Source organism: Streptomyces sp. NPDC001890 (assembly GCF_042891445.1).
Classification (GTDB): domain Bacteria; phylum Actinomycetota; class Actinomycetes; order Streptomycetales; family Streptomycetaceae; genus Streptomyces.
In genome coordinates, this window is the sequence record NZ_JBIATE010000041.1 from 1 (window position 1) to 11,726 (window position 11,726).

1 protein-coding gene is annotated in these 11,726 nt (G+C 71.9%); it reads right to left on the minus strand.

Annotated elements, in window-relative coordinates:
- Positions 1-11,720: type I polyketide synthase (locus tag ACFYY1_RS40210; RefSeq protein ID WP_388594809.1), on the minus strand; the 11,720-nt coding region annotated here is incomplete at its 3' end.
- Positions 11,721-11,726 lie beyond the last annotated feature (6 nt).

Here is an 11,726-nt window from a genome sequence, read left to right on the forward strand (position 1 = left end):
GCACCGTCCTGATTGACCGCCGAACCCCGCACCACCGCCAGCACCTCATGACCCAGACGCCGCGCCTCCGACAACCGCTCCAGAAGCAGAACGCCCGCGCCCTCTCCCCAGCCGGTGCCGTCGGCGGCGTCCGCGAAGGCCTTGCACCGGCCGTCGGGCGCCAGACCCTGCTGCTTGTCGAAGTCGGCGAACGTTCCGGGGGTGGCCATGATGTTGACGCCACCGGCCAGGGCCATCGTGCACTCGCCGTTGCGCAGGGCGTGGGCGGCCAGATGCAGGGCGACCAGCGAGGACGAGCACGCGGTGTCGACGGTGACGGCCGGTCCTTCGAGACCGAACGTGTACGAGATACGGCCGGAGGCGACGCTGCCGGAGGTGCCGCTCGCGACGTAGCCCTCGCCGCCCGCAGGAACCTTGGCCAGCAAGGTGACGTAGTCCTGCGTGTTGACGCCGACGAACACTCCGGCGGGGGTGCCCTTGAGGCTGCGCGGGTTGATGCCCGCGTTCTCGAAGGTCTCCCAGGAGGTCTCCAGCAGGAGCCGCTGCTGCGGGTCCATGGCGATGGCCTCGCGCGGTGAGATCCCGAAGAAGGCCGGATCGAAGTCCCCGGCGTCCTGGACGAATCCGCCCTGGAGGACGGGGGCCGCGGCCCGCTCGTCGTCGGAGACGGGCGGGGCCATCAGGTCCCACTGGCGGTCGAGCGGTACGCCGCCGATGGCGTCGCGGCCCTCGGCGAGGAGCTGCCACAGGTCTTGCGGCGAACGGACCCCGCCCGGGAACCGGCAGCTCATCCCGATGATGGCGATCGGGTCGTCCGCACCGGCGGTCGCGGCGACGGAAGCACCGACCGTGGCCGCACCCGCGTCGAGCCCCAGCAGTTCGGAGCGCAGGTGGTCGACCAGCACCTCGGGTGTCGGGTAGTCGAAGACCAGGGTGGACGGGAGGCGTAGGCCGGTGGCGGTGTTGAGGCGGTTGCGGATTTCTACGGCGGTGAGGGAGTCGAAGCCGAGTTCGCGGAAGGCCTTGTCGGTTTGGATGGTGTCGGCGGAGGCGTGTCCGAGTACGGCGGCGACGTGGGTGCGGACGAGGTCGAGCAGGGTGCGTTCGGCCTGTTCGGCGGGCAGGGCGGCGAGTTGCTGGGCGAACGAGGACGCCTCGACGGCCTTCGCCGCACCCCGGGCCTTCCTGGCCGGGGCCTTGACCAGGCCCTGCAGCAGCGGAAGCACGCCCGTGCCCTCGGTATCCGCCTGCTTGCGGATGGCGGCCAGGTCCAGACGGGTACCGACCAGCAGGGCGTTTCCGGTGGCGGTGGCCGCGTCCAGCAGGGCGAGGCCGAGAGCGCTCGGCAGCGGCTGCATGCCGGCTCGGGTCATGCGGGCGATCTCGGCGTCGCCGAGGTGCGCCGTCATGCCGCTGCGCTCCTCCCACATGCCCCAGGCCACGGCGGTGGCGGGCAGGCCCTGGGCCTGCCGGTGCTGGGCCAGCACATCGAGGAACACGTTCGCCGCCGCGTAGTTGCCCTGCCCCGGACCACCGAAGATGCCTGCGGTGGACGAGAACATGACGAACTCGGCGAGTTCGTGGTGGTGGCGGGTGAGCTCGTGGAGGTTCCACGCGGCGTCGGCCTTGGGACGCAGGACCGTGTCGATGCGGTCGGCGTCCAGTTCCGGGATCACCCCGTCGTCCACGACTCCGGCGGTGTGGACGATGCCGGTGAGGGGGTGCTCGGCGGGGACGGTGGTCAGGGCGGCGGCCAGTGCGTCGCGGTCGGCGGCGTCGCAGGCCACCAGGGAGACCCGGGCCCCGGCCCCTTCCAGCTCCGCGACCAGCTCGGCCGCGCCCGGGGCGTCGGCGCCCCGGCGGCTGAGGAGCAGCAGGCTGCGTACGCCGCGTGCGGTGACCAGGTGCCGGGCGACCAGGCCGCCCAACGTGCCCGTGGCTCCCGTGACCAGGTAGGTGCCCTGGGGATCGGGGATGCGGGGCATCGTCACGACGACCTTGCCCACGTGCCGGGCCTGGCTCATGAACCGCAGCGCCTCGGGCGCCTGCCTGATGTCCCATGCCCGTACCGGCGGCAGGCTCAGCACACCCTCCCGGAACAGCTCCAGCAGCTCCAGCAGCATCTTCTGAAGCCGGTCCAGACCCGCATCCAGCAACTCGAAGGACCGGTAGTCGACCCCGGGATGCGTCTCGGCGACCTGCTCGGGGTGGCGTACGTCGGTCTTGCCCATCTCCAGGAACCGGCCGCCGCGCGGCAGCAGACCGAGCGAGGCGTCGATGAACTCCCCGGCCAGGGAGTTCAGCACGACGTCCATGCCCCGCCCGCCCGTCTCCGCGGCAAAGGCTTCGGCGAAGTCGAGGGTCCGGGAGGAAGCGATCCGCTCGGCGGGAATGCCCATCGCGGCCAGGACCGGCCACTTCGCCTCACTCGCCGTGCCGTACACCTCGGCCCCCAGATGCCGGGCCAGCTGCACCGCCGCCGTCCCCACACCCCCGGACGCCGCATGCACCAGCACCGAATCACCCGGACGCACATCGGCCAACTCGACCAGCCCGTAGTAGGCGGTCAGGAACACCGCCGGCACGGCTGCGGCCTGTGCGTAGGGCCAGTCGTCGGGGATCGGGGCGAGCATCCGGCGTTCGGTGACCGCACTCGGGCCGAACGAGCCGGAGAACAGACCCATCACCCGGTCACCCGGACGCAGATCCGTCACCCCCGGACCGACCTCCGCGACCACACCCGCACCCTCGGCACCCATCGGCACCTCAGGACCCGGATACATCCCCAGCGCGTTCAGCACATCACGGAAATTGACCCCCGCCGCCCGCACATCCACCCGCACCTGACCCTCGACCAGCCCCAGCCCCAGCCCCGGCCCCGGCTCCGGCTCCGGCCGCTCCACGGGCAACAGCGCCAGATTCTCCAGCGTGCCCTTGCCCGTGCTCTGCAACGACCACTCCGCCACACCCGACGGAACCACCAACCCACCACCAGCACCACCAGCACCACCAGCCACAGCCCGCACCAACCGAGGCACGAACCACCGACCCTCACGCACCACAACCTGCGGCTCACCCAACCCCGCCGCCACACCAACAACATCGACATCGGCATCGGCATCGACATCCACATCGACGTCCACCAGAACAATCCGACCCGGGTTCTCGGACTGCGCCGACCGGACCAGACCCCACACGGGCCCCCGATCGACGTCACCGTCCGTGGCACCCACGGCCACCGCGCCCCGGGTCACCACGACCAGACGCGCATCCGTGTCACGCTCCGCGGCCAGCCACTCCTGCAGCCGGTTCAGTGCGTGGGTGAGGTGTTCGCGTACGTCCGTGTCCGCGCCGTCCAGGACGAGAACGGCCGGCTCATCAGCGTCGTCCGCCGCCTGGGCCGGAGCGGTCGTCTGGACCCATTCGAGGCGGAAGAGGGAATCGGCGCCCTCCGCGGCCGCGGCACCGTCCAACTGCTGTGCGGACACCGGCCGGAGCACCAGCGAGCCGACCCGGCCCACCGGCGCACCCGTGCCGTCGGCGAGGTCCAGCGAGACCTTGCCGCCGTCGCCCACGGTCATCCGTACGCGCAGGACCGGCGATCCGACGGCGAACAGCTCGACGTCCGTCCAGGCGAACGGCAGCCCCGGTCCCTCCATGCCGGAGAGACCGCCGCTGAGGCCGATCGCGTGCAGGGCGGAATCCAGCAGCGCCGGATGCAGGCCGAACCGGGCCGCCTGCTCCCCCGCCTCTCCCGCCAGCTCGACCTCGGCGAACAGCTCTCCGTCGCGGCGCCACACGGCCCGCAGGCCCTGGAACACCGGGCCATAGCCGTAGCCGAGCTCGCCGAGGAATTCGTACATGCCGTCCACGGAGACGGCCTCCGCGTCGCGCGGCGGCCATTCGACGAGTCCGGCAGCGGACTCCCCGGCCCGCTCGGAGCCTTCGGCGACGACACCGGAGGCGTGCAGGATCCAGTTGTCGTCGCCGTCGGCGGCGGAGCTTGAGTGAACGGTGACCGTGCGGCGACCGTCGGCCTCGGCCGCGCCGACGACGATCTGCAGGATGCGGGCACCGCGCTCGACCAGCACCAACGGGGCCTGGAGGGTCAGTTCCTCCAGCACTCCGCAGCCGACCCGGTCACCCGCGTGCAGCGCGAGTTCGACGAAAGCGGTGCCGGGCAGCAGCACCGAACCCAGGACGGCGTGGTCGGCGAGCCACGGGTGCGAGTCCAGCGACAGCCGGCTGGTGAAGAGGGAGACATCCTCGCCCGCGAGCGCGACCGAACCCACGAGCAGCGGGTGCTCGGACGTGCTCAGACCGACACTGGTGAGGTCACCGGTGCGGTTGAAGTTCTTGGGCCAGTAGTGCTCGTTCTGGAAGGCGTAGGTGGGCAGGTCGACGCGCTGGGCGCCGGTGTGCGCGTAGTACGCGGCCCAGTCGACGGAGGCGCCGTGCGCATGCAGCTCCGCCACGGCGGTGGTGAGCGCCTCGGTCTCGGTACGGTCCTTACGCAGGGTGGGAAGGAAGGAGGCATCTGCGGTGACGCAGTCCTGACCCATGGCGGAGAGGACGCCGCCGGGGCCGAGTTCCAGGTACGTGGTGACGCCCTGGGTTTCGAGGTGGCGGATGCCGTCGAGGAAGCGGACGGCCTGGCGGACATGGTCCACCCAGTAGCCGGCGCTCAGCAGTTCCTCACCGGCGAGTTCGCCGGTCAGGTTGGAGACGATGGGGAGCTTCGGGGCGTGGAAGGTCAGGTTCTCCGCGATGGTCCTGAACTCGGCGAGCATGGGTTCCATGCGCGGCGAGTGGAACGCGTGACTGACCCGGAGCCGCTTCGTCTTCCCGAAACCGGACGCGATCGCCAGCACCGCGTCCTCGCCGCCGGAGATGACGACGGAGTCCGGGCCGTTCAACGCGGCGATCGACACACCATCGGTGAGGAGCGGCAGGACTTCCGCCTCCGTTGCCTGGACGGCGACCATGGCTCCACCGGCCGGGAGTGCCTGCATGAGGCGGCCCCGGGCGGCGACGAGGGCGGCCGCGTCCTCCAGGGACCAGACACCGGCCACATGCGCGGCGGCCAGCTCACCGATCGAGTGCCCGAGCAGGTAGTCCGGGGTCACCCCCCAGTGCTCCAGCAGCCGGAAGAGGGAGACCTCAACAGCGAACAGGCCGGCCTGGGTGTACACGGTCTGGTCGATCAGCTCCGAGCCGTCGAAGACGATGTCCTTGACCGGCTCGTCCAAGTGCTTGTCGAGTTCGGCACAGACCGCGTCGAACGCGTCCGCGAACACCGGGTACGCCTCATACAGCTCACGGCCCATCCCGGCCCGCTGCGAACCCTGACCCGAGAACAAGAACGCCGAACGACCGGCGGCGCCCACCACACCCCGCACCGTGCCGTCGGCGATCGCCTCCAGCTGGCTCAGGACGTGCTCGGTGTCGCCGGCCACGATCGCCGCCCGGCGGTCGAAAGCGGTGCGGGTCAGGGCGAGGGAGTAGCCGATGTCGAGCGGCGACAGGGCGGCGTTCTCCCGTACCAGCGCCAGCAGCCGTTCGGCCTGGCCGGCGAGGGAGCTCTCCGACTTGGCCGACAGGATCCAAGGAACTGTCGGCAGAAGGGACTTCGCCGTCTCGACCGGCTCGGGTCCGGACTGCGGCTCCTCCAGGATGACGTGGGTGTTGGTGCCGCTCACACCGAACGACGAGACGGCGGCACGGCGCAGTCGCTCGGCCGAGGCCGGCCAGTCCCGGGCCTCGGTCAGCAGCTCGACCGCGCCCGCCTGCCAGTCCACCTTCGTGGACGGCTGGTCCACGTGGAGGGTCTTCGGGAGCACGCCGTGGCGCATGGCCATGACCATCTTGATGACGCCCGCGACACCCGCCGCGGCCTGCGTGTGGCCGAGGTTCGACTTCACCGAGCCGAGCCACAGCGGCTGGTCCTCGGCGCGCTCCTGGCCGTACGTATTGATCAGTGCCTGGGCCTCGATCGGGTCGCCGAGCCGGGTGCCGGTGCCGTGGGCCTCGACGACGTCGATGTCGGCGGCGTTCAGGCCGGAGCCGGCGAGGGCCTGGCGGATGACGCGCTGCTGGGAGGGGCCGTTGGGGGCGGTCAGGCCGTTGGACGCGCCGTCCTGGTTGATCGCCGAGCCACGGACGATCGCGAGGACTTCGTGGCCGTTGCGGCGGGCGTCCGAGAGCCGCTCGACGAGCAGGACGCCGACGCCCTCGCCCCAGCCGGTGCCGTCGGCAGCGTCCGCGAAGGACTTGCAGCGGCCGTCGGAGGCGAGGCCCTGCTGGCGGCTGAACTCGGTGAACGACATCGGCGTCGACATGACGGTCACACCGCCCGCGAGCGCCAGGTCGCATTCGCCCTTGCGCAGCGCCTGGGCCGCCAGGTGCAGGGCCACCAGTGAGGAGGAGCAGCCGGTGTCGATGGTCGCCGCCGGGCCCTCCAGGCCCAGGGTGTAGGAGATGCGGCCGGACAGCACACTGGCCGCGTTGCTGGTGAGGGTGGTGTCGGCGGCCTCGGCGGAGGCCATCAGGAGCGGTGCGTAGTCCTGGCCGTTGGTGCCGGCGTAGACACCGGTCAGGCTGCCGCGCAGCGTTTCGGGGTCGATGCCGGCCCGCTCGAATGCCTCCCAGGAGGCTTCGAGGAGCAGCCGCTGCTGCGGGTCCATCGCGAGGGCCTCGCGCGGCGAGATCCCGAAGAAGCCCGGGTCGAAGTGGCCCGCGTCGACGACGAAGCCGCCCTCGTTGATGTACGAGGTGCCGGGGCGGCCGTCGGGGTCGTACACGACGTCCATGTCCCAACCACGGTTCGCGGGGAAGGGGCTCATGGTGTCGGTGCCGGAGGCCACGATCCGCCACAGGTCCTCGGGGGAGCCGACACCGCCGGGGAACCGGCAGCTCATGCCGACGATGGCGATCTGCTCGTCGTCCTCGGACCAGGCCGCGCGCACCACGGTCGGGGCGGTGCTGTCGATGCCGAGGAGCTTGGTGCGCAGCAGCTCGGCGACCCGGGTGGCGTTCGGGTGGTCGAAGACAAGGGTGGTGGGCAGCTTGAGACCGGTGGCCTCGGTGAGCCGGTTGCGCAGTTCGACGGCGGTCAGCGAGTCGAAGCCGAGCTCCTTGAAGGCCCGGCCGGGCTGGACCGCGTCCGTGCTCCGGTGGCCGAGTACGGACGCGGCCTCGCCGCGTACGAGGTCGAGGAGCTGCTGCTCCTGTTCGGCGGCGGTGAGTCCACGGAGCCGGGTGCGCAACGCGGAGCCGTCCTGGCCGGTGCCGTCCGCTGCCTCGTCCTTCGCGGCGAGGGCGCGTGCCGCCTCGGGGATGTCGCCGATGAGCGGGCGCGGCCGGGACAGGGCGTAGACGGGAGCGAAGCGCTCCCAGTCCATGTCGGCGATGCTCACGCAGGTTTCGTCGTGCTCGACGGACTGGCGCAGGGCCGCGATGGCAAGCCCGGTGGGCATCGCGGCGAGACCGCGGCGGGCGAGCTGCTCACCGGCGTCGCCGCCGGACATGCCGCCGCCGTCCCAGGCGCCCCAGGCGATGGAGGTGGCGGTCAGGCCGCGGGCGCGGCGGCGGAGGGCGAGGCCGTCGAGGTAGGCGTTGGAGGCGGCGTAGGCGGCGTGGCCGCCGCTGCCCCAGACGCCGGAGTTGGAGGAGAAGAGAACGAAGGCGTCGAGCGATCCGTCGTCGGAGACATCGTCGAAGATTTCGTCGAGGTGGGCGGCGCCGAGGGTCTTGGCGGCCAGGACCTCGTGGAGCTGGGCGGCGTCGAGGGTGAGGAGTTCGCCGGTGCGGTCGACGCCTGCGGCGTGCAGGACGGCGGTGATCGTCTCGCCCGCCGCACGGAGCCCGTCGATCAGGGTCCGCAGGCTGTCGTGGTCGGCGACATCGCAGGCCGCGATGGTGACCCTTATGCCGGTGGCGGTGAGTTCGTCGCGCAGTTCGGTTGCGCCGGGGGCGTCGAGGCCGCGCCGACTGGTCAGTACGAGGTGCTCGGCTCCGGTCTCGGCCAGTTCGCGGGCGACGTGCGAGGCGATGGCGCCGGTGCCGCCCGTGATCAGTACGGTGCCGTGCGGGGTCCAGTCGCGGGTGCCGGGGCGGCTGCCGAGGGGGGCGCGGGTCAGCCGGCAGGCGTGCGCGCCCGAGTCGCGGAGGGCGAGTTGGTCCTCGTCACCGCCCGCGATCAGGGCGGCGAGGCGGGAGGCTCCGCGGTTGTCCAGGTCGGCGGGCAGGTCGACGAGTCCGCCCCAGCCCTCGGGGAGTTCGAGGCCGGCGACCCGGCCCAGGCCCCAGACGGCGCTCTGGGCGGGGTCGACCCCGCGGTCGGAGGCACCGACGGAGACCGCGCCCCGGGTGAGGGTCCACAGCGGTGCGGTCGCCCCGGCGTCGGCCAGGGCGCGGATGAGTGCGACCGTGCCTGCCAGACCGGTGGTCACGCCCGGATGGCCCGGGTGCGGCGCGGTGTCCAGTGCCAGGAGAGAGAGGAAGCCTGCGGCGTCCGAGAGGTCCTCGGTGTCGGCGAGTGCGGCGAGTGCGGCGAGGGTGGTGGGGACGGCCTCGGCGCCGTGCCGGGTCAGGGCGGCGGTGAGGGTCTGGGTCAGGGTGGTCGCGGCGTCGTTCGCGTTGCCCGTCGCGTTCTCCGCGCTCTCCGGTACGACGAGCAGCCAGCGCCCCGACAGGGTGGCGTCGAGAGGTGTGGCGACGGGCTTCCAGGTGACGCGGTAGCGCCACGAGTCGATGGTGGAGCTCTCACGGCGCTGACGGCGCCAGCTGACGAGCGCGGGAAGAGCCGCGCGCAGCGGCTCGGCGTCTGCGGGTTCCAGAGCTCCGACGAGGGCTTCGAGGTTGCCCCGTTCGACGGCCTCCCAGAAGGCGGCGTCGTCCGGGGCAGCCGTCTCGGCGAGCACGACGGCCGGGGACTCGGGCCAGTAGCGGGTGCGCTGGAAGGCGTAGGTGGGGAGGGGGACACGAGTGGCGCCGGTGCCGGCGAAGACGGCCGTCCAGTCGACGATCGTGCCGTGGACGTGGGCCTCGGTGAGCGAGGCCAGGAAGCGGTCGAGCCCGCCCTCGTCACGGCGGAGCGTGCCGAGGGTCACGGCGCCGGCTTCGGCATCCTCGATGGTGCCCTGGAGGCCGAGGGAGAGGACGGGGTGGGGGCTGACCTCGATGAAGACCGTGTGCCCGTCGCCGAGAGCCGTGCGGGTCGCCTGCTCGAACTCGACGGTCTCGCGGAGGTTGTTGTACCAGTACCCAGCACCCATCTCCGTACCGTCGAGCAGCCCGCCCGTGAGGGAGGAGTAGAGGGGCGTGCCGCCGGTCTGCGGGGCGATGCCGGCCAGGAGTCGGGCCAGTTCGGCCTCGATCTCCTCGACGTGGGCGGAGTGGGAGGCGTAGTCCACGTCCACCTTGCGGGCGCGGATCTCGCCCGCCTGGCAGTCGGTGACCAGCTCGTCCAGAGCCTCCGGGTCACCCGAAACCACCACGGACGAAGGCCCGTTGACGGCGGCGATGGAAATCCGCCCGTCCCACGCCGTGATCTTCTCCCGCACCCAGGCAGCGGGCTGGGCCACCGACACCATGCCACCACGGCCCGCGAGCGCGATGATCGCCCGACTGCGCAGCGCCACGACCTTCGCCGCGTCGCTCAGAGTCAGGATTCCGGCGACGGCCGCAGCGGCGATCTCACCCTGGGAGTGGCCGATCACGGCCGCAGGCTCGACACCGTACGAACGCCACACCTCCGCCAGCGACACCATCACGGCCCACAGCACCGGCTGGACCACGTCGACGCGGTCCAAGCCGGGCGCACCGCCGGCACCACGCACGACATCGATCAGCGACCAGTCGACGTGCGGCTCCAGCGCGGCGGCGCACTCCGTCATCCGCGCCGCGAACACCGGCGAGGAGTCGAGAAGCCCCACCGCCATGCCCACCCACTGCGCACCCTGCCCCGGGAACACGAACACCGGACGCACCTCCGCGTCCGCCGCGACCCCCCGCACCACACCAGGAGCCGGACCACCCGCAGCAACCGCCTCCAGCGCGGCAACGAACTCCGCACGCCCACCGGCCACCACACCGGCCCGGCACTCGAAACGAGACCGGGTCAACGCCAACGAATACCCCAGGTCCACCACCGAAAGCCCGGCATCATCACGAACCCGCGCCAGCAGACGCCCCGCCTGATCCGCCAGAGCCTGCCCCGACTTCGCCGACAGCACCCACGGAACCGCCGACAACCCCACCCCCACCGCCACCGAAACCGGCCCCGGACCCGCATCCCCCGAAGCATCCGAAACCTCCGAGGCATCCGAGGTCTCAGGGAAGGGCTCCTGCTCCAGGATCACGTGGGCGTTGGTGCCGCTGATCCCGAAGGAGGAGACACCGGCGATGCGCGGGGCGCCGGTCTCGGGCCACTCCCGGTGCTCGGTGACGAGCTCGACGGCGCCGGCGGTCCAGTCGACGTGCGTGGAAGGCTCGTCTATGTGAAGGCTCTTGGGCAGCACACCATGCCGCATGGCCAGGACCATCTTCATCACGCCCGCGACACCGGCGGCGGCCTGCGTGTGGCCGATGTTCGACTTCACCGAACCGAGCAGCAGCGGCCGCCCGGTCGGCCGGTCCTGGCCGTAGGTGGCCAGCAGGGCCTGGGCCTCGATCGGGTCGCCCAGCGAGGTTCCGGTGCCGTGCGCCTCGACGACGTCGACCTGGTCGGCCGAGATCTTCGCGTTGGCGAGGGCCTGGCGGATGACGCGCTGCTGGGCGGGGCCGTTGGGGGCGGTGAGGCCGTTGGAGGCACCGTCCTGGTTGATGGCGGAGCCACGGATGACGGCGAGAACGTCGTGGCCGTTGCGACGGGCGTCCGAGAGCCGCTCCAGCAGCAGCATGCCGACACCCTCGGCCATGCCCATGCCGTCGGCGGCATCCGCGAACGCCTTGCAGCGGCCGTCGCGCGCGAGGCCCTGCTGCCGGCTGAACTCCATGAGTCCGGCCGGGCTCGGCATGATCGAAGCGCCGCCCGCCAGGGCCATGGCGCACTCGCCGTTGCGCAGCGCCTGGGCGGCCAGGTGCAGGGCGACGAGGGAGGAGGAGCACGCGGTGTCGAGCGTGACGGCCGGGCCTTCGAGGCCGAGGGTGTACGAGATGCGTCCCGACAGCACGGACGTGACGGTGCCGGTGAGGATGTAGCCCTCGGAGCCCGCGGCCCCGCTCAGGTCGCCGCCGTAACCCTGGCCCGCCGCTCCGACGAACACGCCGGTGGCACTGCCGCCGACGGCCGTCGGGTCGATACCGGCCCGCTCCAGCGCCTCCCAGGAGGTCTCCAGCAGCAGCCGCTGCTGCGGGTCCATCGCGAGGGCCTCACGCGGCGAGATGCCGAAGAAGGCCGGATCGAACTCGCCCGCGTCGTGCAGGAAGCCGCCTTCGAGGGCGTAGATCTTGCCCGTGGCGGAGGGGTCGGGGTCGTACAGGTCCTCGATGTTCCAGCCACGATCGGCCGGCAGGCCGGAGATGGCGTCGCCGCCCGAGGACACGAGGTCCCACAGGTCCTCGGGCGTGTCGACGCCCCCCGGGTAGCGGCAGCTCATGGAGACGATCGCGATCGGCTCCGCTTCCTGGGACTCGACGTTGCGCAGGTGCTGGCGGGTCTGCTGCAGCTCCGCAACCACACGGGTCAGGTATTCCCGCAGCTTCTCTTCATCCGCCATCGAAAC